This window comes from Halomonas eurihalina, from assembly GCF_008274785.1.
Taxonomy (GTDB): domain Bacteria; phylum Pseudomonadota; class Gammaproteobacteria; order Pseudomonadales; family Halomonadaceae; genus Halomonas; species Halomonas eurihalina.
The window spans coordinates 1-23,037 of the sequence record NZ_VTPU01000027.1; the positions used below are offsets into that span (position 1 = coordinate 1).

Annotated in this window: 24 protein-coding genes and 1 rRNA gene; 13 read left to right on the top strand and 12 right to left on the bottom strand. The window is 64.2% G+C overall.

All coding sequences use genetic code 11. The features are described from left to right. The 3 genes from rrf to rlmM form a co-directional block, all read left to right on the top strand. Positions 1–76, top strand: a 5S ribosomal RNA gene (gene rrf, locus FZZ93_RS18800); the annotation flags it as partial. A 204-nt stretch (positions 77–280) separates the two neighbouring features. Continuing rightward, on the top strand, positions 281–1,861 hold the full coding sequence (locus FZZ93_RS17450) for a BCCT family transporter (RefSeq protein WP_149323574.1): 1,581 nt from the start codon (positions 281–283) through the stop codon (positions 1,859–1,861). A 135-nt stretch (positions 1,862–1,996) separates the two neighbouring features. Further along, positions 1,997–3,067 (top strand): 23S rRNA (cytidine(2498)-2'-O)-methyltransferase RlmM, encoded by a 1,071-nt coding sequence (rlmM, locus tag FZZ93_RS17455; RefSeq protein ID WP_246146284.1) that lies wholly within the window; start codon positions 1,997–1,999, stop codon positions 3,065–3,067. 72 nt (positions 3,068–3,139) lie between these two features. Here the strand turns inward: rlmM and FZZ93_RS17460 are convergent, their stop codons facing one another. Then, the gene (locus tag FZZ93_RS17460) at positions 3,140–3,427 is read right to left on the bottom strand and encodes an antibiotic biosynthesis monooxygenase family protein (RefSeq protein WP_149323576.1); all 288 of its coding nucleotides are present in this window, start codon (positions 3,425–3,427) and stop codon (positions 3,140–3,142) included. Positions 3,428–3,471: 44 nt separating this feature from the next. On the opposite strand from FZZ93_RS17460, the gene tusA reads away from it, so the two are divergent. Further along, on the top strand, positions 3,472–3,729 hold the full coding sequence (gene tusA, locus FZZ93_RS17465; RefSeq protein ID WP_013331502.1) for a sulfurtransferase TusA: 258 nt from the start codon (positions 3,472–3,474) through the stop codon (positions 3,727–3,729). Between the two features lie 33 nt (positions 3,730–3,762). Here tusA and FZZ93_RS17470 read toward each other — a convergent pair whose 3' ends face one another. From FZZ93_RS17470 to FZZ93_RS17480, 3 genes are all read right to left on the bottom strand, one after another. Then, positions 3,763–4,470: a hypothetical protein gene (locus FZZ93_RS17470; RefSeq protein WP_149323577.1), complete on the bottom strand. Its 708-nt coding sequence runs from the start codon at positions 4,468–4,470 to the stop codon at positions 3,763–3,765. Positions 4,471–4,645: 175 nt separating this feature from the next. Next, positions 4,646–5,695, bottom strand: a complete 1,050-nt coding sequence (locus FZZ93_RS17475) for a DUF3080 family protein (RefSeq protein WP_149323608.1) — start codon at positions 5,693–5,695, stop codon at positions 4,646–4,648. Next, the gene (locus tag FZZ93_RS17480) at positions 5,670–7,121 is read right to left on the bottom strand and encodes an MATE family efflux transporter (protein ID WP_149323578.1); all 1,452 of its coding nucleotides are present in this window, start codon (positions 7,119–7,121) and stop codon (positions 5,670–5,672) included. The genes FZZ93_RS17475 and FZZ93_RS17480 overlap by 26 nt, the downstream gene beginning before the upstream one ends. Positions 7,122–7,273: 152 nt before the next feature. On the opposite strand from FZZ93_RS17480, the gene FZZ93_RS17485 reads away from it, so the two are divergent. Then, positions 7,274–7,837: an elongation factor P hydroxylase gene (locus FZZ93_RS17485; RefSeq protein ID WP_149323579.1), complete on the top strand. Its 564-nt coding sequence runs from the start codon at positions 7,274–7,276 to the stop codon at positions 7,835–7,837. A 6-nt stretch (positions 7,838–7,843) separates the two neighbouring features. Here the strand turns inward: FZZ93_RS17485 and FZZ93_RS17490 are convergent, their stop codons facing one another. Then, positions 7,844–8,323: a hypothetical protein gene (locus tag FZZ93_RS17490; protein WP_149323580.1), complete on the bottom strand. Its 480-nt coding sequence runs from the start codon at positions 8,321–8,323 to the stop codon at positions 7,844–7,846. 2 nt (positions 8,324–8,325) lie between these two features. Then, positions 8,326–9,213 (bottom strand): TatD family hydrolase, encoded by an 888-nt coding sequence (locus FZZ93_RS17495; RefSeq protein WP_149323581.1) that lies wholly within the window; start codon positions 9,211–9,213, stop codon positions 8,326–8,328. 114 nt (positions 9,214–9,327) lie between these two features. On the opposite strand from FZZ93_RS17495, the gene FZZ93_RS17500 reads away from it, so the two are divergent. Next, entirely contained in the window at positions 9,328–11,268 is a 1,941-nt protein-coding gene (locus FZZ93_RS17500; protein ID WP_149323582.1) for an ATP-binding cassette domain-containing protein, read from the top strand. Positions 11,269–11,443: 175 nt separating this feature from the next. Here the strand turns inward: FZZ93_RS17500 and FZZ93_RS17505 are convergent, their stop codons facing one another. After that, positions 11,444–11,905 carry a universal stress protein gene (locus tag FZZ93_RS17505; RefSeq protein WP_149323583.1) on the bottom strand — a complete coding sequence of 154 codons (462 nt, stop codon included), beginning with the start codon at positions 11,903–11,905 and terminating at the stop codon, positions 11,444–11,446. A 148-nt stretch (positions 11,906–12,053) separates the two neighbouring features. On the opposite strand from FZZ93_RS17505, the gene FZZ93_RS17510 reads away from it, so the two are divergent. Then, positions 12,054–12,602, top strand: a complete 549-nt coding sequence (locus FZZ93_RS17510; RefSeq protein WP_149323584.1) for a preprotein translocase subunit YajC — start codon at positions 12,054–12,056, stop codon at positions 12,600–12,602. A 4-nt stretch (positions 12,603–12,606) separates the two neighbouring features. Here FZZ93_RS17510 and slyA read toward each other — a convergent pair whose 3' ends face one another. Next, positions 12,607–13,047: a transcriptional regulator SlyA gene (gene slyA, locus FZZ93_RS17515; protein WP_149323585.1), complete on the bottom strand. Its 441-nt coding sequence runs from the start codon at positions 13,045–13,047 to the stop codon at positions 12,607–12,609. 75 nt (positions 13,048–13,122) lie between these two features. Further along, the gene (locus FZZ93_RS17520) at positions 13,123–14,361 is read right to left on the bottom strand and encodes a DUF5924 family protein (RefSeq protein ID WP_149323586.1); all 1,239 of its coding nucleotides are present in this window, start codon (positions 14,359–14,361) and stop codon (positions 13,123–13,125) included. 139 nt (positions 14,362–14,500) lie between these two features. Here FZZ93_RS17520 and fadB point away from each other — a divergent pair, with 139 nt between their 5' ends. Continuing rightward, the gene (gene fadB / locus FZZ93_RS17525) at positions 14,501–16,684 is read left to right on the top strand and encodes a fatty acid oxidation complex subunit alpha FadB (protein ID WP_149323587.1); all 2,184 of its coding nucleotides are present in this window, start codon (positions 14,501–14,503) and stop codon (positions 16,682–16,684) included. Positions 16,685–16,741: 57 nt separating this feature from the next. After that, positions 16,742–17,920 carry an acetyl-CoA C-acyltransferase FadA gene (fadA, locus tag FZZ93_RS17530; RefSeq protein ID WP_149323588.1) on the top strand — a complete coding sequence of 393 codons (1,179 nt, stop codon included), beginning with the start codon at positions 16,742–16,744 and terminating at the stop codon, positions 17,918–17,920. Positions 17,921–18,162: 242 nt separating this feature from the next. Here fadA and FZZ93_RS17535 read toward each other — a convergent pair whose 3' ends face one another. Both FZZ93_RS17535 and FZZ93_RS17540 read right to left on the bottom strand, forming a co-directional pair. Beyond that, positions 18,163–18,753: an inorganic diphosphatase gene (locus FZZ93_RS17535; RefSeq protein WP_149323589.1), complete on the bottom strand. Its 591-nt coding sequence runs from the start codon at positions 18,751–18,753 to the stop codon at positions 18,163–18,165. A gap of 75 nt (positions 18,754–18,828) precedes the next feature. Further along, complete coding sequence (locus FZZ93_RS17540; RefSeq protein WP_149323590.1) at positions 18,829–19,290, bottom strand: flavodoxin family protein; 462 nt, start codon at positions 19,288–19,290, stop codon at positions 18,829–18,831. Between the two features lie 151 nt (positions 19,291–19,441). On the opposite strand from FZZ93_RS17540, the gene FZZ93_RS17545 reads away from it, so the two are divergent. Further along, on the top strand, positions 19,442–19,918 hold the full coding sequence (locus FZZ93_RS17545) for a YbhB/YbcL family Raf kinase inhibitor-like protein (RefSeq protein ID WP_149323591.1): 477 nt from the start codon (positions 19,442–19,444) through the stop codon (positions 19,916–19,918). A gap of 36 nt (positions 19,919–19,954) precedes the next feature. Further along, positions 19,955–20,527, top strand: coding sequence for a retropepsin-like aspartic peptidase RloA3 (gene rloA3, locus FZZ93_RS17550; protein WP_149323592.1), 573 nt, complete (start codon positions 19,955–19,957; stop codon positions 20,525–20,527). A gap of 39 nt (positions 20,528–20,566) precedes the next feature. Here the strand turns inward: rloA3 and fabF are convergent, their stop codons facing one another. Then, the gene (fabF, locus tag FZZ93_RS17555) at positions 20,567–21,832 is read right to left on the bottom strand and encodes a beta-ketoacyl-ACP synthase II (protein WP_149323593.1); all 1,266 of its coding nucleotides are present in this window, start codon (positions 21,830–21,832) and stop codon (positions 20,567–20,569) included. A 92-nt stretch (positions 21,833–21,924) separates the two neighbouring features. Here fabF and FZZ93_RS17560 point away from each other — a divergent pair, with 92 nt between their 5' ends. Both FZZ93_RS17560 and FZZ93_RS17565 read left to right on the top strand, forming a co-directional pair. After that, positions 21,925–22,569, top strand: coding sequence for a TetR/AcrR family transcriptional regulator (locus tag FZZ93_RS17560; protein ID WP_149323594.1), 645 nt, complete (start codon positions 21,925–21,927; stop codon positions 22,567–22,569). Between the two features lie 19 nt (positions 22,570–22,588). Continuing rightward, positions 22,589–22,954, top strand: a complete 366-nt coding sequence (locus FZZ93_RS17565; RefSeq protein WP_149323595.1) for a thiol-disulfide oxidoreductase DCC family protein — start codon at positions 22,589–22,591, stop codon at positions 22,952–22,954. The last annotated feature ends 83 nt before the right edge of the window (positions 22,955–23,037 follow it).

Below are 23,037 nucleotides of genomic sequence, written 5' to 3' on the forward strand. Positions count from 1 at the left end.
CCGAACTCAGCAGTGAAACCGCTCAGCGCCGATGGTAGTGTGGGAGTTCCCATGCGAGAGTAGGTCATCGTCAGGCATCTATCCCGAGAAAACCCCGACTTCACTGAAGTCGGGGTTTTTTCATATAGGGCTCGTTTTTCCTTCCGATCTTTTCTCTTTTCCATATCCGCTGCCGGCCGGCCATAACGTGTTTGGCAGTGGCGCCATATTCATCCTTCCCGGCTGAATGACACTCTCGCCAGCAAAAGGAGGCAGGTCCGCTGAGGCCAGGCCATCACGCATGAGCAATACGCAGATAAACGACGATACACGAGCCAGCCGCGGGCTTGGCGATCCATTGGTATTCGCCCTGAGTGTGGGTTTCATATTGGCATTCATCGCCCTGTCCTTGTATGACCTCGACATGGTGGCAGAGGGGATTGCCTCCGGCTTCGCCTGGACCGCCAAGACCCTGGGGACATATTTTCAGCTGCTGTTGCTGCTGACCTTCCTGGTTGCCATGGGATTAGTATTCACGCCAGCGGCGAGCGCCAGGGTCGGAAATCTCGAGCGCCCCGAACTGAGCACCTTCAAGTGGCTCTCGATCATTATGTGCACCCTGCTGGCGGGAGGTGGCGTCTTCTTCGCTGCTGGAGAGCCGGTTTATCATTTCATCGTGACGCCACCGGCCTTTGATACTGAGGCGGGGACGACGGAGGCGATCGCCGGGGCCCTGGCGCAGTCCTTCATGCATTGGGGATTTCTGGGCTGGGCGGTACTGGGTTCCTTGACCGCGGTGGTGCTGGCCCGGGCCCACTATGACGAGGGGCATCCCTTGCAGCCGCGTACCCTGTTGATGCCGGTACTGGGCAAGCGCCTGGTGAGCGGCTGGCTGGGAAGTGTTATCGATGCCTTGTGCGTGATCGCCGTGGTGGCCGGTACGGTGGGACCGATCGGCTTTCTTGCCACCCAGGTCAGCTTCGGGCTGCATGAGCTCCTTGGCCTGCCGGGAGGCTATGGTACGCAGTTGGTCATCCTGGCGGTATTGGGGGCTATCTATGTTACCTCGGCCGTCACAGGGATCCACAGAGGCATTCAGATTCTCAGTCGTTTCAATGTTTTCCTGGCCTTGGCCATTGCCGCAGTGATCTTCATCTTCGGGCCGACACTGTTTCTGGTCGATGCTTACACCCAGGGCTTCGGGGAATATCTCTCTTCGTTCTTCACCATGGCGACCATGACCACGCAGACGGCGCCTGCTTGGTGGATGCAGTGGTGGACGGTGTTTTTCTTCTCCTGGTTCATCGGATACGGCCCCTTGATGGCGATCTTTGTGGCGCGTATTTCCCGGGGGCGGACCATTCGCCAGATGATCCTGGCCGTCGCCGTCATGGCACCGATTGCCACGACTGTCTGGTTCACCCTGATGGGCGGCTCGGGCATTCATTATCAGTTGACCGGCGCCGTCGAGCTCACCGAGGCATTGAAGGACTTCCAGTTCGACGTGGCGACCCTGACCGTGGCCCAGGCCCTGCCTGGCGGTACCCTGATGGCCCTGGCCGTACTGGTGCTGACGACGATCTTCGTTGCCACCACGGGCGACTCGATGAGTTACGCCATTGCGGTGGTTGGTTCCGGGCATGATGAGCCCAGTGCGCTGATTCGTGCCTTCTGGGGCATCATCATGGCGCTGATGGCGGCGATCCTGCTGCGCATGGGGGCGGGGCAGATCGGTGCGCTCCAGCAGTTCATCGTGATTACCGCCATTCCGGTATCGCTTGTGCTGTTGCCGTCACTGTGGACGGGGCCTCAGGCGGCTCGTGCCATGGCGCTGGAGCAGGGAGTGATCGGTGATAACCGTCGACCGCATCCAGCTCGCTGATGTTCGCGGCGAACGTCGTCCCGTCAGAGCTCGGCCTGCTAACATAACGGCCTTGCGGACGCGCTGCCCGGGTAGAGGCGGCGTTTCCATGCCAGTCGGGCAGGTAAGAACGTTGTGATCAGAGGAGTTCCGTCGTTGAAGATCGTCCCCAATGAGCTGCTGCTCTATTGTCGCCCTGGCTTCGAGACTGATCTGGCGTCGGAGTTGCTGGAAAAGGCGGCTCTGTCCGGCATCAGTGGTGCTCCACGCTTCGAGCGTGGCGGTGGCCATGTACGCTTCGAGGTGACCGACGGGCGCCCCGCCAATGACTTGCACCGTGCCCTGCCGCTCGCGTCACTGGTCTTCGCGCGACAGAGTCTGGTGGCTTTGCCTCCGTTGACTCTGGATCGCTCGGATCGTCTGAGTGCCATCATCGCACAGGCCCGGGACAGCGCCTGGAGTTGCGAGACGTTCTGGCAGGAAACGCCGGACACCAACGAGGCCAAGGCGCTGGCGGGGCTGATCAAATCACTCAGACGCCCCCTTGAGGCGCAGTTGCGCAAGGCGGGCGTGCTGCGTCGCAAGGCGGGAGGACGGCGCCTGCATCTGTTGTGGAGCGAGGGCCATCGAGTTCAGCTGGGCATGAGTTTTCCCGGCAATCGCAGCGAACAGCTCGGCGGCATTCGTCGGCTGCGATCGCCTTCCCGGGCGCCGAGTCGCTCGACGCTCAAGCTCGAAGAGGCCTGGCACGAGTTCGTGCCTGCCGAGCAGTGGTCGACCAGGTTGAGCGAGGGCATGCAGGCGGCCGATCTCGGTGCTGCCCCGGGTGGTTGGACCTGGCAATTGGTCCAGCGGGGCATGCAGGTCTTTGCCATCGACAATGGACCAATGGACCGCGATCTGATGGCCTCCGGGCTGGTGGAACATCTACGCGAGGATGGTTTCGTCTGGGCGCCACCGGCCCGCCTGGATTGGCTGGTCTGCGACATCGTCGACAAGCCGTCCCGGGTGATCACCATGGTCGAGCGCTGGCTCATTCGACGCTGGTGTCGCGAGGCGGTATTCAATCTCAAGTTACCGATGAAGCGTCGCTGGGAAGCGGTTACGGAGGGGCTGTCGCGCCTGGCGGACTCCCTGGAGCGTGCCGGGGTGAAGGCCGAAATCGCGTGCCGCCACCTCTACCATGATCGGGAAGAGGTGACGGTGCATGTGCGGCTGCTCGATTGAGGAAATACAGCTTACGGCGAAGTATTCAGCGTTTCCTCGAGGGGAGGGAAGTGGAAGGAGCCGGTTGGCGAGTCAGTAGCTGGGCTCGTAGATGCGGATGCGTTCTTCTTCGGTCAGTAGGGGCTGCAGGCGTTGCATGGCCCTGGCGCGATGTTCGCTGTTGACCCATTCTTTCCAGGCGCGCAGGTCGCGCCATTTGGTGATCACCAGGCGTCGGTCGCTGTGCCCCTTCTCGACGAGGGTCTCGCCGCTGACGAAGCCGGATGCACCAAGCGATTGGCGTATGGCCTCGCGGGCGGCTTCCTCGTATTCTTCTTCGAGTCCGGGCATGATATGACGCTCGATAATGACCTTGATCATCCAGCTACTCCCTATGCTTGTTCTTCGACACGATGAGGTTATCGATGGTTGATTCTGCGGATTCCTTGCCGAGTTGTCATGCCGAACTGGATACCACGGGCCTCTACTGCCCGGAACCGATCATGTTGATGCACAACAAGGTGCGCGACATGCAGGCAGGCGAAGTCCTCAAGGTGATCGCCAGCGATCCGGCGACCACCCGGGACGTTCCCAAGTTCTGCGGCTTCCTCGGCCATGACTTGTTGCATCAGTGTGAACAAGAAGGGCACTACCTTTATTTCATCCGTCTCGGTCACTCATGACGGTGTGACCCCGTTCGCGTAATCCCGGCTTCCCTAGTCGTCTTGTTGATGGTCCGGCATGACTATCAATGCCAGGGCCTCCAGGGTCGCGGGATCTTCCCGGCGAATGCGGTTGGCGATCTGTCGCTGGAAGAAATAGACCACGCGGTGGCGGCTGTGTCCGGTATACAGGCAAGGGTCGCCGGGCAGGATCGGCGTGGAATCGATCAACTGCTCGTCGGCGAGCAGGGCTTCCACGGCGCCGTCGCTGTACAGCCGCCAACCGAAGACCTGCTTCAACTGCCAGGGGGCATCGCTGTCGTCCATGCATAGCGCATGTGTACCCTGGGTTTCGGGGAGCTGCTGGATCAGGGTCGGCTCGCTGGTCGCCTCATACTCGAAGTAGGCTGCGGCCTGTTCGAGCTCGAACACCTTGTGATCCGGCGCCTCCTCGAACAACTCCTCGGTCTCCGGGTCGCGATAACCGATGAAGTGGCCATGTTCTGGATCGTCGAGCTGCTGGCAGGGGGTGAGGCTTTCCATCCACGGCACCAGGCCGACGACATGGCCGTCTTCTCTGAGTCCCCAGGCGAGCAGCGGCATGCCGTAGTAGGCATCGGGTTCGGAAGGCAACTGATAGACCATTTCCAGGCCATCGAGCTCCGGCGAGAGGCGGATCAGGCGTCGCCTGGCCTCCTGGCGTTGGCGCATGGCGTCCAGGTCGATGACCTGGGCGGGGCGCGGTGACAGCGGGATACCCATGAAGTCCCTCCTGCTGCTGCGTGGTCACGTCATTGGCATTGGAGGGGCGGGCAACGAGGCGGGCGTCATCCGATGCCCATTCCCTGTTGCGACGTCCCCCGGCCGGTCGGCAGCGCACAACGTCACTGTTCTTCCATCAATAGCACAGAGTGATGACCCCGTTAAGTCCTTCCCGTCATCGGCAGGACTCCGATAGTCGCAGGCGGAGTGCCTGATGTCGTTGTCGGGCGTTGACCATCGCGGGCCAGGGGGCTTTCGGATTGTCCAGGGAAAGCCAGCGCTGGCGGTAGGCAGCGACTGCCGGCGGGGGCTCCAGCGGGTGGGCCTCGAGCAGGTCATGAATAGCGCCCAGCCAGAGGGCCGACTGGTCTTCGAGCCGTGTCAGCCAGCGATTCAAGGACATCATGTCGGGCAGTTGGTCGGGTGTTTCGGGGGCGCTGCAGTCCTCGGCACGGGCCAGTGTCGTCTCGAGCAGTGCGGAAGCTTCCGTCAGGCGCTGTTCGGCCAGTTGCAGGGCACGCAGCAATTCCGCCGTCAGCGGGCGCTGACGCAGCGTGTTCAGGTGGTGCTCTAGCGTCGCGGAGTCTGGCGTCCAGCCAGGATCGAACTGGCGCTCCGCCGCCTCGCGCAGGTAGGCGAGGGCAGGCAGTTGTGCATCCACCGTGGACAGGGCGTCCGGGGGCAGCGGCGAGCTGGCCCGTGAAAAACTGTCGACCCATTCACTCGAATCGAAGAGCGCATTCCAGCTCGCACGGGGCAGGCGCTCGGTCTTGAGTTGCGTCAGCCGAGCCAGGCGCTGACGATCGTCGGCGTCGAGGGAGTCCGGTACTTGCGTGTGCCAGCAGGCGTTGAGACGCCGCCAGAGCTTGAGCTCATAGAGCCAGCGTTGGCTGGGGGCCGCCACGCGGCCCAACTGGTTGTTGCGCTTGGCTACCAGGTTGCTGATATGACAACCGCGCAGGGCATAGACATCGAGCAGGCCCTGCCGAAGGTCCTCAAGTGGAAAGCGCCGCGCCTGGTGCTCCGGAAAGGCGCCGATGTTGTCCGGGGCGGTGGGCTCGGGTGGTGGCAACGCCAAGGCGGCGGCAAGGCGTTGCTGGTAATCCTGCAAGCGCCGTTCGGCTTCGCCATCGCTGCAGCCGGCGAGCCAGCCGCTCAGCAGCAGTGCAAGGGTGAGTCGCCACCACAGTGGGCGGTACTCAGTCGGTATCGGGAATCGCTTCATCGCCACGTGCCACCGCCTTGCTGCGTCGTCGCAAGCGCTCTCCCAGCAGGATGGCAGCCACCGTCAGGCCGGCGATCAGGCCGGTCCAGTAGCCATGCACGCCCATGGGCGCCAGGGCGTCGAACAGCCCGTACACGCCCAGCCAGTGGCCACCGCCGAGCCCCACCAGCCAATAGGCCAGCATGGTGATCAGCATGATCACGCGGGTGTCCTTGTAGCCGCGCAGGGCGCCGGCGAGGCTGACCTGCAGGGAGTCGGACACCTGATAGATCATGGCTAGGCCAATCAGCGACAGTGTCAGTTGCTGAACCGCGGTATCGTGCGTATAGAGCTCGATCACGGGAGCCGCCGTCAGCCACAGTATCAGGCTGTTGATCAGGGCCACCACCAGGGCGATCAGGATACCGTTCCAGGCGACCAGCCGAGCGAGGTCGGGCCTTCCCTGGCCGAGGGTGTTGCCGACCCTGACCGTGAGTGCCATGCCCAGCGACAAGGGCAGCATGAACAGCAGGCCGGTGTAATTGAGCGCTACCTGGTGTGCGGCCACGGTCACTTCGCCGAGGCTGGCGACGAACAGGGCGATCAGCGTGAACAGCGTGACCTCGACGAAGATGGCTACCCCGATGGGAACCCCGATATGAAGTAACTCGCCGATCAGACGCCAGCGTGGCGGTGATGGCTCGCACCACAGTTCGACGTCGCCATAGGCTCGGCTGCGACGCGTATAGGCGGCCATGCTCAGGCCCATGACCCACATGGAGATCGCGGTGGCGATGCCGCAGCCCGTTGCGCCCAACGCGGGCAGTGCCTGCAGAGGGGCGGGGAGTCCATCGCCCAGCAGGGTCGTGAGGCCTTCGCCGCCGTAGATCAGGACGTAGTTGCTGGGAATGTTGACGGCCAGCCCGATCAGGCTTATCCACAGCGCGGGGCGAGTATGGTTCATGCCGTCGGAGAAGGCACGCAGGGCCTGGAAAATCGCCACTCCGGGCATGCCAAAGCCGATCGCCGCCAGGTAGCCGGCCGAACGCCTGGCGACCTCATCGGGCACATCCATTGCCGCGAAGATCGGCATCACCGCCGTCCACAGCAGCAGGGCCGAGAGGATCCCCAGGACGAGGCCGATCCACAGGGCTTGGTGTACCTGAACGCGAATACCCGCCTGACGCTGGGCGCCAAGCAGATGTGCGACGACTGGTGTCAGCCCCATCATGGTGCCGGTCATGAACAGCATCAGCGGCATCCACAGGCTGGAGCCTACCGAGACCGCCGCTAGATCGGTCGCGCTGAGGCGACCCGTCATCATCACGTCCACAACGCTCATGCCAGCCTGGGCGAGCTGGGCGCCGCAGATGGGCAGGGCGAGACGGATCAGGGGACCGGTGTCGCGGCGTGACACCTCGCACAAATCGGTGATGAATCGAGCCACGGCTCATGCTCCATGCGAATAACGGGAGGCCCCGGGCGTCATGCATGCGGGGGAGCAAGATAGTCTATCAGCGAGTGGCGGTTTTCGCTCCTGGCAGCGGCTCGATATACTACGCCCTCGCCACGCCGATCATTCACTGTTCTGGAGTTCGTGTGATACACCGTCTCGACGATGTCATCGCCTTGTTCGACGGCCTGTTCATGTCGAGCCACCGCACCCGCCTGGTGCGCGGTGACGACGAGCCGATCTACCTGCCGGCCGATGCCTCGAATCCCTGGCATCGGGTGATCTTTGCTCATGGCTTCTATGCCAGCGCCCTGCACGAGATCAGCCACTGGTGCATTGCCGGCACTCGTCGACGCCAGTGGGAGGATTACGGCTACTGGTACCAGCCCGATGGTCGGGATGCCGGCCAGCAACGTGAGTTCGAGTCGGTGGAAGTGACGCCCCAGGCCCTGGAATTGCTGTTTTCTCGGGCCTGTGGTTTGCCATTCAACGTCAGCGTCGACAACCTCGGCGGCGAGGCAGAGGTCGATCGTGACGCCTTCCGGTCGCGGGTCGAGGCGCGGGCCGCACGTTACGAGGCAGAAGGGTTGCCGCGGCGCGCCGAGGCCTTTCGCACTGCACTGGCAGCCTTCTACGGCGAGGGTACCTCACTCGAGGAGGCGCTGGCCGTGGGGCGTGACTGCCTGCGCGAGGCGCCCGAGCCGGCGTGAGAGGCATCAAGTGTCCTCATTGATCCTCAGGTGCAGGGCGAGCATTACCTGAATTTCTTCCTCAGGCCGCAGTGGCTCGAGCCCCAGTTCGCCGAACAGATCCCCCCTGGCGCGTGCCCATTCTCCCGGAGCCAGGCCGTTGTACAGGCTCTCGGCGGGAGCCAGTTCGACGAAGGGGTCCAGTCCATAAGTCTCGAAGAGCCGTGACAAGGCCGCTTCGTCGTCGCCGACGCCGGCGGTGTAGAGCGTGGCATTGAAGTGATCGGTCTCCAGTTCGCGGATCACGTCCAGGGGGCTCACGCCCATGCTGTTGAGTTCTTCCAGGCTGTAGTCGCCCAGCGAGACCAGTTCGTCCTCGAGCCAGTTGTTGTCCGGCTGGATCAAGGTGTGTTTGACGCGGCCATCCGGCAGGGTCCAGGCAATGGAGAGCGGCAGATCTCCGTCGTTGCCGGTCTCGATCGCAATGAAAGCGGGCAGCTCATCCATGGTCAGTGCCCCTCCTCGAGGGCAGGGTGGTTATCGTCCGCCGCGTCGAGCCGGAAGAAACGGCGAGCGGTCGCGGTGGTAGCCCGAGCCAGTTCGACTTCGGTCAGATTACGCCAGAGGGCGATCTCGCGCACGATCCACGGCAGCAGTGCCGGCTCGTGGCGTCTGCCCTTGAGTTTGGCAGGTAAATTGCGTGGCAGCAGGTAAGGGCAGTCGGTTTCCACCATCAGGCGCTCCAGGGGAATGTCGCTGACCAGCTCGCGCAGGTGATGGCCGCGGCGCTCGTCGCACAGCCAGCCGGTCAGGCCGATATGCAGGTCGAGATCGAGATAGCCGTGCAGCGTGCGACGCTCGCCAGTGAAGCAATGCACCACCGCCTGGGAGATGTCGTCGCGCCAGGCATGCAGGATATCGTGCAGGCGCGCCCCGGCATCGCGTTCATGAATGAACAGCGGCAGACCGCTTTCGGCGGCGAGGCCAAGCTGGGCCTCGAAAGCGCGTTCCTGCTCGGCGGGCGTGGAGAAGTTGCGGTTGAAATCCAGCCCGCATTCTCCCACTGCGACCACCTCGGGACGACGATGCAGCTCGCGCATGGCAGCCTCAAGCGACGACGACCACTCGCTGGCGCCATGGGGATGCAGTCCGGCGGTGGCGTAGAGGCCGGCGCGTTCGCGGGCCAACTCGGCGGCCTGCTCGGCGTGTTCGCGATCCGTGCCGGTCAGGATCAGTGTCTCGACACCGGCACTTTGGGCCCGGTCGAGGGTCGCATCCAGGTCATGGGCGAAGCTCGGGTGGGTCAGGTTGGCGCCGATGTCCACCAGCGGCGCCGGTGAGTGGAATCTCAAAGCCTCGGGCAGGCCATCATCGCGGGGGGCGGCGGTATCGGCCAAGACGGTATCCTCCTGTACAGCGGTCGCATATTGTACCCGGCGAGTGCGGGATGGGGCCACGTCGGGGCGGTCATACGTTACACTAGCGGCCTCGATGAACCTGGAGGTGTGTGAGTGACCCTGCTACGTCTGGAACGGCTGCAACTGGCCTATGGCCCCCAGGTGCTTCTCGATGGCGCCGACCTGGTGCTGGAAAAGGGCGAGCGCCTGGCACTGGTGGGCCGCAACGGCACCGGCAAGTCGACCCTGCTCAAGCTGGTGGCCGGCGAGATCACCCCCGATGGCGGCGATATCTGGCGGGCTCCCGGGCTCAAGATCGGCGTGCTGGCCCAGGAGCTGCCCGATGCCTCCGGCTCGACCATCTTTGATGTGGTGGCCCAGGGGCTGCCCGAGGCCGGTGAACTGCTGTCCGAGTATCATCACCTGGTGCAGGCCGATGATCCCGATATGTCGCGCATGGCGCAGCTTCAAAGCCGCCTGGAGGCGATCGATGGCTGGTCCTTCCATCAGCGCATCGATGTGGTGCTGACGCGACTCGGGCTACCGGAGGACGCCGAGATGGCCTCACTTTCCGGCGGCTGGCGGCGGCGAGTGGCATTGGCCCGCGCCCTGGTGGCCGAGCCCGATCTGCTGCTGCTCGACGAGCCCACCAACCACCTCGACCTGGACACCATCGCCTGGTTGGAAGAGCAGCTCGCCGCCTTCAATGGGGCGGTATTGTTCATCACCCACGACCGGGCCTTCCTTTCCCGGCTGGCCACGGCGATTCTCGAACTCGACCGCGGTCGGCTGGGACGTTATCCCGGCGATTACGCCAAGTATCAGGAACAGAAGACCCACGAACTGGAAGTCGAGGCTCGCGAGAACGCCGAGTTCGACAAGAAGTTGGCACAGGAGGAATCCTGGATCCGGCAAGGCATCAAGGCTCGGCGTACTCGCAACGAAGGACGCGTGAGGGCCCTGGAGCAGATGCGTCGCGAACGAGGCGAGCGCCGTGAGCGCCAGGGGCGTGCCAACCTTGCCGTGGACAGTGGCGAGCGCAGCGGCAAGCGGGTCGTCGAACTCAAGAACGTGACGCAGCACTTCGGCAATGAAACGGTGATCGATGATTTCAGCATCGAGATCCAGCGGGGTGATCGGATCGGCTTCATTGGCCGCAACGGTGCCGGCAAGACGACCCTGCTCAAGATCCTGCTCGGCGAACTCGAGCCAAGTGAAGGCAGCGTGCGGGTCGGTACCAAATTGCAGGTAGCGTATTTCGACCAGTTGCGTGCGGGGCTGGAGCCGGAGAAGACGGTCTATGAAAACGTCGCCCAGGGCAGTGACCGGGTGGAGGTCGGTGGCCGTGACCGCCATGTGATGAGTTATCTGCAGGACTTCCTGTTCACCCCGGAGCGGGCGCGTCAGCCGGTCAAGGCGCTTTCTGGTGGCGAATCCAATCGTCTGCTGTTGGCACGCTTGTTCACCCAGCCGGCCAACGTGCTGGTACTCGACGAGCCGACCAACGACTTGGATGTCGAGACCCTGGAGCTGCTCGAGGAGTTGCTGCTGAGCTTCGAGGGCACCCTGCTGCTGGTCTCCCACGACCGGGCTTTCATGGACAATGTGGTGACCAGCGTGCTGGCCTTCGAGGGCGAGGGAAAGGTACGCGAGTACGTCGGCGGGTACAGCGACTGGGTGCGTCAGGGAGGCAAGCTGCCGCCGGCGCCCTGGGAAGGGGCGGCGCGACAACGGGCCGAACCGGTCGCCGAGGTCGAATCCGGCGGCTCCCGCAAGTCGTCGGAGACGGCATCGTCCGCCTCAGCGCCGGCATCCCGGCGCGTCAAGCTATCCTACAAGCTGCAGCGCGAACTGGACGGCCTGCCGGCGGAGATCGAGCGCCTCGAGGGTGAGATCGCCGAGTTCGAGCGCCAGGTGGGCGACCCGACATTTTATCAGCAGGAGCCCGACACCGTCACCGCGACGCTGCAAGCGTTGAACGACAGGCAGGCCGAGCTGGATACAGCGATGGAGCGGTGGATGGAGCTTGAGGCGATGGCGGCCGGGGAGGGGTAGGCGGCGCCATGGCGGCTTCCCGGAAGTGCCTGGCCAGAGATGGCCAGGCGATCGGTGATGAGCTGAATCCGGCAGAAGGCCGATGGAAGGCGTTAGAACGATTAACAATACGCTCCGCCAGGGGCGGCATCAGAGGCAGGGTGAAGCCCATCCCTGCGGAGCGGTAAAAAGGCTCTTACTCGGCACTTTCCTTGCCATCCTCGCCGGTGCCGACGCGCACGGCCAGGACATCGCACTTGGCGCCATGTAGAACGCCAGTGGAGGTCGAGCCCAGCAATAGAGCGAAGCCGTGACGGCCATGCGAGCCGACCACGATCAGGTCGACCCCTTGATCATCGGCGAAGCGGTGAATCTCGGTATCGGGCATGCCGACCATGACGTGCTGGTTTTCGCGCGGCACCTGGGAATCGGCAATCTCGGCGAGGCGCTGCTTGGCGTGTTCGTCGAGCTGGTCCTGGATGCTGGTGAGATCCATGGGAATATCACCGCCATAGGCGAAGCCCAACGGCTCCAGGGTGTGCATGATGGACAGCTTGGCGTGGTTGCGGTCGGCGATATGCATCGCGCGTTCCAGAACCTTTTGGGAGTCCTTGGTCAGATCGACGGCGACCAGGATATGACGATATTCGTTGCTCATGTTGCATTCTCCGCGGCGGTGTCCAACGGTGTTGGTGACTGCCTTCCACTCTAGGATGCCAGGGACGACAAGACAACGACTTGCATCAATACGGAAGCGCGGAATAACGACGCATTATTCCCACTTCCCGGACAAGCAGGATGAACGAATGCTCTGGTTGATCATTCTTGGAGTGGTGGGGCTGGTGTTTGCCCCGGCGATGTGGCTGCGCCCCAGCCCGCGGCAGCAGCGCGTGACGGGGCTGCGTGACCTCGCCCGGGAACGTGGGGTCGCCGTGCGACTCGAGAGATCGCCGCTGCACGAGGGCGGCGATACCCTGCCGGCCTACCGGTGGCGCTATCCGCCCCAGCGTCCTGGTCCCGATTTCCTGCTGGTACGCGATGCCGTGGCCAGCCAGGCGCTCAAGCCCTTCCTGCCAGGATGGCGCTGGCGCGTGGAGCCGCTGCGGCCACTGCCGGAAACGGCGCATCATCGATTGGAGGTCCTGCTGGAGAGCCTGCCGGAAGACACCGTGGTGGTCGAGTCGAGCGCGGCCAGTCTGACGCTGTGGTGGGATGAGTCCTGCCCGAACGAGGCGTTCGCCGATCTCGACGAGCGCATGAAAGCGTTGAGCGACGACCTGGGTGGGCGCCCGGACTATCCCGAGGCCCATCGTCGTGCGCAGCTACCCAACGTACCGCCCTCCGTTGGCGGTTAGGCGATTAGCCTTCCTCGCGCTCCTGGATCGCCAGCCCATTGGCCTCGATGCGCGACAGCAGGTCGATGAGCTGGTCGACCTCGGCCTCGTCGAGGCCCTCCAGCATTTCCTTCCTTGCTTGGGTGACGACGGTCTCTATGCGCTCGAGCAAGGGCGTGGCCTTGTCGGTCAGGAAGATGCGCTTGGCGCGCCGGTCCTGGCCACAGGGGCGGCGCTCGATCAAGCCCTGTTCGGAGAGCTGGTCGAGTGTGCGGACCAGGGATGGCGCCTCGACACCGATGGCCCTGGCCAGGTCGCACTGGGCCTGGTCATTACCCATCTTCCATAGGTGATAGAGCGTGACCCAGCGCGTCTGAGTCAGGCCGTCGGGGGCCAAGCGCCGGTCGATGATGGCGCGCCACAAGCGTGGCACGCGGGCGAGCTGAAAGCCGATGTTCTGATGCATGGCACGTCTACGTTGAAGAAACCTGTCGGGATTGTCTGAAGCCCTAGCGTGGAATGCAACCTTATGGTTTGAAGGCTACTCACTATCCTCCGGGGTAGGGGTGGCGTCGTCAACGGTATTTTGACCATTGGAAGTGGCGGCGTCCTCGGGGCGCGCCACCAACCGGCGCACGTCCAGGCCGGGAAGCCCAATGGGAGAGTCGATACGTCCGTCGGCCAGGGTGGCTGTTGTCGTATCGGTTGCCACCTGGAATCGCAGCACGCCAAGGCGTTGACCGCTGGCCGTCATCACGTCGATGCGCCATTGGCCGGCGCTGTGTTCAGGGAAATTGCGCTTATGGGTCCAGGCTCGGTAGCCCTGCTCGCGTCCCCCCTGGATCTCGATCGGGATGCGGTCGATCAGTTCGCCGTCGTGGCGCCATTCATGCACGATCTCCTCGCGCAGCCCCCTGGGAGCGTGGATGGCGGTATAGGCATACAGGCCATGACCGCCCAGGGCCTCGGGTGTCAGGCGCAGCTGGCCTTGTGGCGATCGGGCCTCGACATTGAAACCTGGCGAGAGGGCGCTGCCCGAGATCCATAGACTGGCCGGCGGGACCCAGACCCTGCCGGCCCAGGCGACTCCGGCCAGCAGTGGCAGCAGGGCCAGCATGAGCAGCCAGCGGCGTGCCGTCATGGGGCGCAGCAGATGCAGCAGGCTCGGCAGGCTGAAGATCACCGTGGCCGCGAGCGCCAGCAGCAGGCTCTGGCCGGTGGTCAGATGCAATAGCGTTGGCAGGGTTACCAGAACCACCAGGAAGACGCACTGGGCGTGGAAGGCGAAGTAGAGTCCCCGATGGCGCTCGGCGAGTCTATAGTAGAACGGGTCGAGTATCGAGAATATCGCCAGCGCCACCATCGACAGGGTGAAGAGCGCCTGGCCGCTGGTCCATACCGTGGTTGCCAGCAGAAAGGGCAGGGTGAAGAAGAGTGTCTCCTGGTGCACCATCTGGGCGATGAAGGTTGTCACGCCGCGCGGCAGAGTCGGGTAGCCACGTTGGGCCAGAAAGCGGCCGATCAGGCTTTCCGAAAGCAGCAGGAGCCAGGTCAGCAGCATGCTCAGGGTCAGCATAGCGCCGAGCCATTGCTGGCGCTCGACCAGGAAAAAGCTGCCGGCACCGGCCAGGAAGGCCATCGGTGGCCAGAGCCAGCTCCAGGGACGGATTCTCGCGGCGATGCGCTCGATGCGCTGTTCCCAGGCACCCACTCGGGAGGCGCCGGCGGGGCCTGGCTCTGGGCGGTGAGGCGGTCCGCTAATGGGACGATTCGGTGACATGGGCGCAGTCTAACAGCTTGTCGTATCGATCGGGGAAAACGCCGCCGACGCGGCGTTTGGGGGCTTGACGTGACGCTGGTAGTGGACCAAGCTGTCACGAATCAAACGGCCGTATGAATTCCTGCACGGAGATTCGTGGATGATCTATCAAGGCAATGCCATCTCGGTGGCGCGCGATGACGAAGGCATCGCGACCCTGACCTTCGACTTGAAGGATGAGTCGGTCAACAAGCTGTCCAGCGCTGTGGTCCAGGAACTGGAGCAGGCGCTGGAGGCGCTGCGTGGCGAATCCGACATCGCAGGCCTGGTGCTGGCCAGTGCCAAGGACGCCTTCATCGTCGGCGCCGACATCACCGAGTTTCACGGCTTGTTCGCCAAGGGCGAGGGTGAGATCCAGAGCATGCTCGAGCAGGTGCACGGGATCTTCAACGGTCTCGAGGACCTGCCTTTCCCCACGGTCAGTGCCATCAACGGCCTGGCCCTGGGGGGCGGCTGCGAGGTAACGTTGGCCACCGATTTTCGCGTGATGAGTGAGACCGCCAAGATCGGCCTGCCCGAGACCAAGCTCGGCATCCTGCCCGGCTGGGGCGGCTGTGTGCGCCTGCCGCGGCTGATCGGCGCTGACAACGCCATCGAGTGGATCGCCGGCGGTACCGAGAATCGTGCCGATGCCTGCCTGTCGGTCGGCGCGGTCGACGCCGTAGTGCCGCCCGAGTTTCTCGAGGCAGCGGCGCGCGACATTCTGAATCGGGCCCGGAGCGGCGAACTCGATTACCAGGCGCGTCGCACGGAAAAATGCAGCCCCCTGGGCCTCGACGCCATCGAGCAGATGATGGCCTTCGAGACGGCCAAGGGCTATGTGGCCGGCAAGGCCGGGCCGCATTATCCGGCGCCGATCGAGGCGATCAAGGTCATCCAGAAGGGAGCGGGCGAGGAGCGCGCCCGGGCCCAGGCCATCGAAGCCAAGGCGTTCGGCAAGCTGGCGCTCACCGATGTCTGCTACAACCTGGTGGGCCTCTTCCTCAACGATCAGGTGGTCAAGAAGAAGGGTGGCCAGTACGCGAAACAGTCGGCGCCCGTGGAGCGAGCCGGGGTGCTCGGCGCGGGCATCATGGGCGGCGGCATCGCCTACCAGAGTGCCTCCAAGGGCACGCCGATCCTGATGAAGGACATCAAGGACGAGGCTATCGAACTGGGGCTCAAGGAGGCCCGCAAGCTGTTCGCCAAGCAGGTGGAGCGTGGCAAGCTCTCCAACGAGCAGATGGCCGAGCAGCTCAGTAACATCCGGCCGACGCTTTCCTATGGCGACTTCGCCCACATCGACCTGGTGGTCGAGGCGGTGGTCGAGAACCCCAAGGTCAAGGGGGCGGTGCTCGCCGAGGTCGAGGAGAACGTGGGCGAGGACACCATCCTCACCTCCAATACCTCGACCATCTCGATCACCCGACTCGCCGAGAACCTGAAGCGGCCCGAGAATTTCTGCGGCATGCACTTCTTCAACCCGGTGCATCGCATGCCGCTGGTCGAAGTCATCCGCGGTGAAAAGACCGGAGACGGCGCCGTGGCCGCGACCGTGGCCTACGCCCGCAAGATGGGCAAGACGCCCATCGTGGTCAATGATTGCCCGGGCTTTCTGGTCAACCGCGTGCTCTTCCCCTATTTCGGCGGCTTCAGCCAACTGATGGCCGCCGGGGCTGACTTCCAGCGCGTCGACAAGGTGATGGAGAAGTTCGGCTGGCCGATGGGCCCGGCCTACCTGCTCGACGTGGTGGGCATGGACACCGCCGTGCACGCCGGTGAGGTGATGGCCGAGGGCTTCCCGGAGCGCATGGGGAGCCTGGGCGGCGCCGGGAATGAGGGCAAGAGTGCCATCCAGGTGATGTTCGACAATGAGCGTCTGGGGCAGAAGAACGCCAAGGGCTTCTACGCCTACGAAGAGGACAAGAAAGGCAAGCCCAGGAAGGTCCGCGACGAGGCGGCCATCGAACTGGTCAAGGGCATTGCCGAGTCGGGCCGCGAGTTTTCCGACGAGGACATCATCGCGTGGATGATGACGCCCCTGTGCCTGGAGACCGTGCGTTGCCTGGAGGATGGCATTGTCGGCACGCCGGCCGAGGCCGACATGGCGCTGATCTATGGCATCGGCTTCCCGCCGTTCCGGGGTGGTGCGCTGCGCTATATCGACGCCATGGGGCTGGAGGCGTTCGTTGCCCAGGCCGATGAGCTGGCCGCCGAACTCGGGGCGCTCTACGCGCCGACCGACAGGCTGCGCGAGATGGCGCGCAACGGCGAGCGCTTTTATCAGGATGCCGCCGAGGCCTGATTTACCACGTGCCATTCACCACCTGCTATTGATCAAGTGCCGGGGAGAACGAATTCGATGAGTGTGAATCCGAGAGACATCGTGGTAGTCGATGGCGTGCGTACCGCCATGGCCAAGGCCAAGAACGGCGCCTTCCGCCACGTGCGTGCCGAGAACCTGTCAGCCGGCGTCATGCAGGCGTTGTTCGATCGCAATCCGAACCTCGATCCCGCCGAGGTCGACGACGTCATCTGGGGCTGCGTCAACCAGACCCTCGAGCAGGCCATGAACATCGCGCGCAACGCGGCGATCATGACCGGCATTCCGCGCAGCGTGCCGGCCCAGACCGTCAATCGTCTGTGTGGCTCCTCGATGAGCGCCCTGCACATCGCTGCCGCCAACATTCGGGCCGGCATGGGGGACTTCTACATCATCGGCGGGGTGGAGCACATGGAACATGTGCCGATGGCCCATGGCGTTGACGTCAACCCGGCGGCCAGCAAGCACGCCGCCAAGGCGGCCATGATGATGGGCCTGACCGCCGAGTTGCTGGGCAAGATGCACGGTGTTTCCCGCGAGGACCAGGACGCCTTCGGGGTACGCTCCCACCAGCGTGCTTATGCCGCCCAGCAGAACGGCGGCTTCGATAACGAGATCATCGGGATCGAGGGCCACGATGCCCAGGGCTTCCGGGGTCGGGTGGATCGCGATGAGGTCATTCGCGCCGATGCCAGCCTGGAAGCGATGGCCGAACTCAAGCCAGCGTTCGACCCGCGCAACGGCACCGTGACCGCCGGCACCTCTTCGGCGCTCTCCGTGGGCGCCAGTGGCATGGCGGTGATGAGCGCCGAGCGGGCCAGCGCCCTGGGGCTGGAGCCCATCGCTCGGGTGCTGTCGACTGGCGTGGCGGGTTGCGACGCCTCGATCATGGGCTATGGCCCGGTGCCGGCGTCGAAGAAGGCGCTCAAGACGGCGGGCCTGACCATCGACGACATCCAGACCGTCGAACTCAATGAGGCCTTCGCCGCCCAGTCGCTGCCGGTGCTCAAGGATCTCGGCCTGCGCGACCGGATGGACGAGGCGGTCAACCTGCATGGCGGCGCCATCGCCCTGGGCCACCCGCTGGGCTGCTCGGGCTCGCGTATCTGCACGACACTGCTCAACGTGATGCAGGAGCAGCGCACCTCGCTGGGCCTGGCCACCATGTGCATCGGCATGGGGCAGGGCGTGGCCACGGTGTTCGAACGCCTGAGGTAGCGGCAGGCTCGCGGCTTCCGGCATCGCGCTCCGCGCACGAACGGCACTCCAGTGGGGTGCCGTTTCTTCGTGAGGCGATGACAGGAAGAGGCGCCATCAGGCATGCCGCGACCCTCTGGGAGGCGCCGGACCGGATGAAGGGAAGTGGAACGAGGCTGCCCTGACGAGCGTGGCGCCTCAGGTGCCTTGTGACTGTCGCGGCGTCCTCGGGACGCCGCTCGAGCAAGGGAATGCCATGGACATCATTTCGCCTGATAAGCCTCGAAGGCCTGGCTCAGTATCTCGCGGGCCTCGCTGGCGTCGCCGAAGCCGTTCAGCTCGATGTCGCCGCCCTCCGGCAGGTTCTTGTAGACACGGAAGAAGGCGTTGAGCCGTTCGACCTGCATGTCCGGAAGATCATCCATCCCTTCGACATCGGCATAGGTGGGGTCCACATCATCGGTGGGGACGGCGATGATCTTGTCGTCGGCCTCTCCGTCATCGACCATCCGCAGCACGCCGATGGCCCGGACCTCGATCACCGCTCCGGGGTAGATGCTGTCGCGGGTCAGCACGAGCGCATCCAAGGGGTCGCCGTCTCCCCCGGCCGAGCTTGTGATGGAGCCATAGTTGGCGGGGTAGCGGACCGGCATCGAGACGTAGCGGTCGACGATCAGCTGGCCGTGTTCGGCATTGATCTCATACTTGGTGAAGCTGCCGGCCGGGATCTCGTTGACCACATGAAAGCTGGCCGGGGCGTCATCGGGTTGTGGGTAATCGAAGACATTCTGGGCCTGGATAGAAGGGGCGACCAGAAGGCTGGCGGCGATCAGGCAAGACGCAATGGGCTTCATGGGACCTCGCGAGGTGGTGAACGATTCGGGTGTCACACCCTAGTGCCTCGCGATGACAGGGCCATGACGTCGGGGCTACAGAACCCCCGCCTCCAAACCGGCGGCCAGGGTCAGGGCCAGTTCTTCTACCCGGGCCTCGAAGTCATCCTGCCATTCGCCTCTCAGCGTCAGCGGTTCCTGCACCCATCTCCAGCCCAGTCCGGTGACGATGCTCTCCACGGCGCGCCGTGTGCCGGTGCCGTCTCGGCCGGCCCGGATGTAGAGCGCGCAGGGCAGGCCTTGTTGCTTTTCCAGTACCGGGTAGTAGCTACGGTCGAAGAAATCCTTGAGGGCGCCGCTCATGTAGCCGAGGTTTTCGGTGGTGCCGAGCAGGAGAGCGTCGCATGCCAGGATATCCTCGGGTCCGGCTTCCAGCGGAGGCCTGGTGATCACTTCCACACCTTCGACATCGGGATGGCGAGCCCCTCGGTCGGCGGCATCGCGCAGGCGTCGGGTATTGTCGGAAGGCGCATGGGCCACGATCAGCAAGCGTTTCATTGGGCGCCTCCGGGTTGAAGAGTGTCGCTTGCGCCATCATGCCATGGGTGGAGGTCGTTGACAGGCTAATGGCATTTGCCGAGCCTTAAGACGATCAGAAACACGGCGCTGTGTTTCCCATCACGACATTATCTCAGGGAGATCAACGATCATGGCCTTTGCATTGACGAACATGCGGGTGGAAAGCCCCGCCTTCACCGATCAGGGCGAGATTCCGGCACGCTACACCGGCGAAGGGGAGGATTTGTCGCCGGCGCTGTCCTGGCACGATGTGCCTGAGGGCACCAAGGGCTTTGCAGTGATCTGCCACGATCCCGACGCGCCCCTGGTGGAGCATGGCGGCTACGGCTTCGTGCACTGGGTGCTCTATAACCTGCCGGGCTCCACCACCTCGCTCGAGGAAGCCACCTCCGAGGGGACCCGCGGGGTCAACCACTTCGGGCGCAACGGCTATGGCGGCCCCATGCCGCCGGAAGGGCATGGTGTTCATCAGTACTATTTCTGGGTGCTGGCGCTGGACAAGCCCACCGCCTTGCCCGAGGGCATTACCATGGCCGAACTGCTCAAGCAGGTCGAGCCACACCTGCTGGGCATGAACCGCCTGGTTGGCACTTATCGCCGCGATTGAAACACGTGGCCTAAGGAAATAGCGCAAGGAGTCAGCATGTACCAATCGATACGCCATGCGTTGATCGCCTGCCTCGCCACCGGCCTGATGAGTGGAGCGGCCATGGCCGGTGATGACGAGCCTACCGTGTTCGGGTGGGTGGAGAAGGCCACCATCGAGGAACCCTGGGGGCCCAAGGTCAAGGTCAAGCTCGATAGCGGCGCCTTGACGTCCTCCATGCAGGCGGAGGACATCGAGAAATTCGAGCGTGATGGTGAGGAGTGGGTGCGCTTCGTCGTCGAAGTCGAAGATGAAGCGACCGAGGAGGTCGTCTCGAAGACCTTCGAGCGGCCGATTTTCCGCAAGCTGCTCCTGAGCGGCGCCGGAGGCCAGGATCGCCGACCGGCGGTACTGATGACGCTTTGCATCGGCGACACCCGCTATGAGGAGCAGTTCAGCCTCGAGGATCGCGACGACATGACCTATCCGGTCCTGCTCGGGCGGCGCACCATTCAGGATCTGGGCTTGCTGGACGTGACCCGGACCTTCGTGCATGACCTGGAGTGTGACGAAGATACGCCGCTGCGCCAGCATGAGGACAAGGAGCTCGACGACGATATCGGTATTTGAGGGACATCCTCGGGATGTCCCGGCCGTGATGCTGGCGAATTAGGGCCGGCTGACGATCAGCGACGCATTGACCCCGCCGAACCCGAAGCCGTTGCACAGGGCATGCCGGGTCGCCTGCGCGCGCGAGGCGCCCGGAATAAAGTCCAGGTCGTTCATGTCGTCGTCGACGTCGTTCAGGTTGAGGGTCGGCGGCAGTTGGCCGTGTCGTACCGCCAAGGCGGTGATGATGCTCTCGACTCCGCCGGCAGCACCCAGCAGGTGGCCGGTGGCCGACTTGGTCGATGAGATGGGAATCGCGCCGAGCCGTTCGCCGAACACGGCCCTGAGCGCGGCGATCTCGGCCCGGTCGCCCACCGGTGTCGAGGTGGCATGGGCGTTGACGTAGCCGATCGCCTCGGCGGGCAGGTTCGCCATGCGCAGGGCAGCCCGGATGGAGGCGGCAGCACCGGCGCCATCCTCGGGACCAGCGGTGATGTGATGGGCGTCGGCGCTGGTGCCGTAGCCACTGAGCATGGCGAGGGGCGTGGTGCCACGTGCCTCGGCATGCGCCAGCGTCTCGATCACCATCAGGCCGGCGCCTTCTCCCATGACGAAACCATCGCGTGCCTTGTCGAAGGGGCGGGAGGCGCGTGCGGGATGCTCGCGTTCCGTGGAGAGTGCCTTCAGGGCATGGAAGCCGGCCAACGAGAGCGGGTCGACGCACGCCTCGGCGCCTCCCACCAGGGCGACCTCGGCCTCGCCGCTACGCAGCAGGCGCATACCGTCGCCGATAGCCTGGATGCCTGCCGCGCATGCCGTGACGGGGCAGCCCAACGGCCCGGTGAAACCATGGCGGATCGACAGGTTGCCCGCCGCCAGGTTGGCCAGGAAGGCCGGCACGGTGAAGGGCGAAAGGCGCCGATGGCCGCGCGTTCTCAGCGTGTCCTGCGCGCGGGTGATGGTGGGAAACCCGCCGATACCCGATGCCACGATGGTGGCGGTTGCGCTGCGGTCGGCGGCATTTTCGGGGAACCAGTCGGCCTGCTCCAGGGCCTGCTGCGCGGCAGCCATGGCATAGAGGCTGAAAAGGTCGAGCTTGCGCCGCTCCTTGGCGTCGGCGATGGTGTTGGGGTCGAAGCCGGCTTGCGGATCCTCGGCGAGGTCGGGAACCAGGCCGGCGATGGTGACCGGCAGCTCGCCGGTATCGAAGCGCGTGATCGGCCCGATGCCGGAGCGACCCGCCAGCAGGCGCTCCCAGGTCGTCTTGACGCCCTTGCCGAGGGGGCCGATCATGCCCATGCCCGTGATGACGATAGGGGCGTTCATGGTGCCTCCAGAAGGTTCGTGAGTCGTGGCCAACCTAGCACCGGGCTATATATGATCAAGATAATATTCTGTCGCGCGAGGGTGAGGATTCCATGCCGTATTCCGCAGCTCACAAGACGCGGTCCCGCGAGCGGATTCTGAACGCCGCCACGGAAATGTTCTGTCGCCATGGCTTCGAAAAGGTTTCCATCGGGCAGATCATGAAACGGGCGAAGATGACCCATGGCGCCTTTTATGCGCACTTCGCCTCGAAGCAGGCCCTCTACGATGCTTCCATCCGCGAGGCGCTTCGCAACAGCCGCGCGGCGCGCCTGGTCAAGGGCCCCTTGTCGGTGAAGCACCTGACGGCCCTGGCGGCCAACTGCTGGAACCTCCAGGAACTGGAGCGCAAGCGTTCGCCGGGACCGGAGACGGTACTGTTCAACGAGATTGGCAACGACACGGCCGAGGTCAAAACGCTCTTCGAAGCCTCCTATGTGCGCATGCGCAAGATGCTGGAGACTCGTCTGATCGCCCTGAGTCGCCTGAAGAAGCTCCCCTTCGAGCCGGATCGCGAGCTGCTCGCCGAGAAGTCCCGGACCATTCTGGCCTCCCTGGTAGGGGCCGTTGCCATCGCCAAGAGCCTGCCCGACGAGGAAGAGCGGCGTCAGTTACTGGAAGCGTCACAGCGGCAGATATTGCGGATGCTGGGCGTCGACGAGCGTGAACTGGATGGATCGCTCGGCGCCACCGAATGAACCGGCTTGCGGAGGTCTCGTGAGCGACTCGTCCCCGTTGAAGGTCTACTATGACGCGGCCTGTCCGATCTGCCGTCGAGAGCGCCGTCGCTATGAGCGTCTGGCGCGGCACGCGGAATCGGTGGAGTGGCTGGATGCCAACACCCATGAAGCCGTGTTGAGTGAGCACGGCGTCACGGTGCAAGAGGCCCTGCTCTCGCTGCATGTGGAAGACGCCGAGGGTGGGCTACATCGCGGTATGGATGCCTATATCCTGCTGATGCAACGGATCCCGTGGCTGCGCCCCCTGGCCGTGCTCATCGGCCTGCCTGTGATCAAGCCTGTGTTGACCTGGTGGTATGATCGTTGGGTCCGGCGGCGACTGGCCCGCCAGGGGCGGTTATAGCCGGCGTCATGCAGGCGCCCGCCGGCAGGCATTCGGTCGATATCGCCCGTGGGTCCGGCTTCATGGGGCAAGTGCAGTTTGCC

What these genes read in the sequence shown, in the direction of transcription:
- FZZ93_RS17450 (WP_149323574.1), top strand. Translation starts at nt 281, where the DNA reads ATGAGCAATACGCAGATAAACGACGATACACGAGCCAGCCGCGGGCTT.
- FZZ93_RS17460 (WP_149323576.1), bottom strand. Translation starts at nt 3,427, where the DNA reads ATGATCAAGGTCATTATCGAGCGTCATATCATGCCCGGACTCGAAGAA.
- tusA (WP_013331502.1), top strand. Translation starts at nt 3,472, where the DNA reads ATGGTTGATTCTGCGGATTCCTTGCCGAGTTGTCATGCCGAACTGGAT.
- FZZ93_RS17470 (WP_149323577.1), bottom strand. Translation starts at nt 4,470, where the DNA reads ATGGGTATCCCGCTGTCACCGCGCCCCGCCCAGGTCATCGACCTGGAC.
- FZZ93_RS17475 (WP_149323608.1), bottom strand. Translation starts at nt 5,695, where the DNA reads ATGAAGCGATTCCCGATACCGACTGAGTACCGCCCACTGTGGTGGCGA.
- FZZ93_RS17490 (WP_149323580.1), bottom strand. Translation starts at nt 8,323, where the DNA reads ATGGATGAGCTGCCCGCTTTCATTGCGATCGAGACCGGCAACGACGGA.
- FZZ93_RS17505 (WP_149323583.1), bottom strand. Translation starts at nt 11,905, where the DNA reads ATGAGCAACGAATATCGTCATATCCTGGTCGCCGTCGATCTGACCAAG.
- FZZ93_RS17510 (WP_149323584.1), top strand. Translation starts at nt 12,054, where the DNA reads ATGCTCTGGTTGATCATTCTTGGAGTGGTGGGGCTGGTGTTTGCCCCG.
- slyA (WP_149323585.1), bottom strand. Translation starts at nt 13,047, where the DNA reads ATGCATCAGAACATCGGCTTTCAGCTCGCCCGCGTGCCACGCTTGTGG.
- FZZ93_RS17520 (WP_149323586.1), bottom strand. Translation starts at nt 14,361, where the DNA reads ATGTCACCGAATCGTCCCATTAGCGGACCGCCTCACCGCCCAGAGCCA.
- fadB (WP_149323587.1), top strand. Translation starts at nt 14,501, where the DNA reads ATGATCTATCAAGGCAATGCCATCTCGGTGGCGCGCGATGACGAAGGC.
- fadA (WP_149323588.1), top strand. Translation starts at nt 16,742, where the DNA reads ATGAGTGTGAATCCGAGAGACATCGTGGTAGTCGATGGCGTGCGTACC.
- FZZ93_RS17535 (WP_149323589.1), bottom strand. Translation starts at nt 18,753, where the DNA reads ATGAAGCCCATTGCGTCTTGCCTGATCGCCGCCAGCCTTCTGGTCGCC.
- FZZ93_RS17540 (WP_149323590.1), bottom strand. Translation starts at nt 19,290, where the DNA reads ATGAAACGCTTGCTGATCGTGGCCCATGCGCCTTCCGACAATACCCGA.
- FZZ93_RS17545 (WP_149323591.1), top strand. Translation starts at nt 19,442, where the DNA reads ATGGCCTTTGCATTGACGAACATGCGGGTGGAAAGCCCCGCCTTCACC.
- rloA3 (WP_149323592.1), top strand. Translation starts at nt 19,955, where the DNA reads ATGTACCAATCGATACGCCATGCGTTGATCGCCTGCCTCGCCACCGGC.
- fabF (WP_149323593.1), bottom strand. Translation starts at nt 21,832, where the DNA reads ATGAACGCCCCTATCGTCATCACGGGCATGGGCATGATCGGCCCCCTC.
- FZZ93_RS17560 (WP_149323594.1), top strand. Translation starts at nt 21,925, where the DNA reads ATGCCGTATTCCGCAGCTCACAAGACGCGGTCCCGCGAGCGGATTCTG.